The sequence below is a fragment of the Pseudomonas sp. P5_A2_2 genome (assembly GCF_054177685.1).
Genome location: NZ_JBGCUL010000978.1, coordinates 1 through 1,631, shown reverse-complemented (window position 1 = coordinate 1,631; position 1,631 = coordinate 1). Strand labels below are relative to the sequence as shown.

At 60.4% G+C, this 1,631-nt stretch carries 1 protein-coding gene; it reads left to right on the top strand.

Annotated features, from left to right (window positions below; all coding sequences use genetic code 11):
- A partial coding sequence (locus ACXRVY_RS27970; RefSeq protein ID WP_458238832.1) for an Orn/Lys/Arg decarboxylase N-terminal domain-containing protein occupies positions 1 to 1,631 on the top strand: 1,631 nt, incomplete at both ends.

The window sequence follows — 1,631 nt, the reverse complement described above, 5'->3', positions numbered from 1 at the left end:
AAACATGGCCGAGCTGATTGGTCTGGCGCGAGTGCGTGCGCCGGATCTGCCGATCTTCGCCTTGGGCGAAACAGTGACCCTGGAAAATGCGCCTGCCGACGCCATGGCCGAGCTCAATCAGTTGCGCGGCATTCTTTACCTGTTTGAAGACACGGTGCCCTTTCTCGCCCGACAGGTGGCCCGCGCCGCGCGCAAATACCTCGATGGCCTGTTGCCGCCGTTTTTCAAGGCGTTGGTGCAACACACGGCGGACTCCAACTATTCGTGGCACACCCCCGGTCACGGCGGTGGCGTGGCGTATCACAAGAGTCCGGTCGGGCAGGCGTTTCACCAGTTTTTCGGGGAAAACACCCTGCGCTCGGATCTTTCGGTGTCGGTGCCGGAGCTCGGCTCTTTACTCGATCACACCGGTCCCCTGGCTGAAGCCGAGGCCCGTGCAGCACGTAATTTCGGCGCCGATCACACCTTTTTCGTGATCAATGGCACGTCCACGGCCAACAAGATTGTCTGGCACTCGGCGGTCGCCCGCGATGACCTGGTGCTGGTGGATCGCAATTGCCACAAGTCGGTGCTGCACTCGATCATCATGACCGGCGCGATCCCGCTGTACTTGTGTCCGGAGCGTAATGAGCTGGGGATCATAGGCCCGATTCCCCTGAGTGAGTTCAGCCGTGAATCGATCCAGGCCAAGATCGACGCCAGTCCGCTGACCAAGGGGCGTTCACCGAAGGTCAAACTCGCCGTAGTGACCAATTCGACCTATGACGGCCTCTGCTACAACGCGGAGCTGATCAGGCAGCAACTGGGCAATAGCGTTGAGGTGCTGCACTTCGACGAGGCCTGGTACGCCTATGCGGCGTTTCATGAGTTTTTTGCCGGGCGCTACGGCATGGATACGTCCCGTGATGAAGACAGCCCGTTGGTGTTTACCACCCACTCCACCCACAAGTTGCTGGCGGCTTTCAGTCAGGCGTCGATGATTCACGTGCGCGATGGCGGCGCGCGGCAACTGGACCGGGATCGCTTCAACGAAGCGTTCATGATGCACATCTCGACTTCGCCGCAGTACGGCATCATCGCCTCGCTGGATGTGGCTTCGGCGATGATGGAAGGGCCGGCCGGGCGTTCGCTGTTGCAGGAAATGTTCGACGAAGCCCTGAGTTTTCGCCGGGCGCTGGCTAATTTGAGACAGCACATTGCTGCTGATGACTGGTGGTTTTCGATCTGGCAACCGCCGTCGGCGGAAGGTATCGAGCGGGTCGTCACCGAGGATTGGTTGCTGCAGCCCGATGCCGACTGGCATGGCTTTGGCGGCGTGACCGACGATTATGTGCTGCTCGACCCGATCAAGGTCACGCTGGTGATGCCTGGATTGACGGCCGGTGGCGCCCTCAGTGAGCGAGGGATTCCGGCGGCAGTGGTCAGCAAGTTCCTTTGGGAGCGTGGCCTGGTGGTCGAGAAGACCGGGCTGTATTCGTTCCTGGTGTTGTTCTCCATGGGCATCACCAAGGGCAAGTGGAGCACGCTGCTAACCGAACTGCTGGAGTTCAAGCGCAGCTACGACGCCAACGTCAGTCTGACCAGTTGCCTGCCCTGTGTGGCGCAAGAGAATGTCGCGCGCTATCAGGGCA